The following is a 201-nucleotide window of genomic DNA, read 5'->3' on the forward strand; positions in this document are numbered from 1 at the left end:
CGCGCTTGAGCCATACCCAGCATTAAATTCCAAACCTTGCGGTCATTACCAAACATTTGCCATAGCTGATCTCGCTGGTGACTATTAGGGTACAAACGAAGTTTGACCCCTTTAATAATTGTTACCATGATGTTTTCACCCCCCTCTCATTAGGAAAGCTAATCTTTTACTTTTCTTTAGCCCGCTGATCGTCAATATACT

At 41.8% G+C, this 201-nt stretch carries 1 protein-coding gene; it reads right to left on the bottom strand.

Annotated elements, in window-relative coordinates; genetic code table 11:
* Positions 1-128: helix-turn-helix domain-containing protein (locus QOR82_RS09275; RefSeq protein WP_283584437.1), on the bottom strand; the 128-nt coding region annotated here is incomplete at its 3' end.
* Between the last annotated feature and the right edge of the window lie 73 nt (positions 129-201).

This window comes from Limosilactobacillus difficilis (assembly GCF_947387495.1).
Classification (GTDB): domain Bacteria; phylum Bacillota; class Bacilli; order Lactobacillales; family Lactobacillaceae; genus Limosilactobacillus; species Limosilactobacillus difficilis.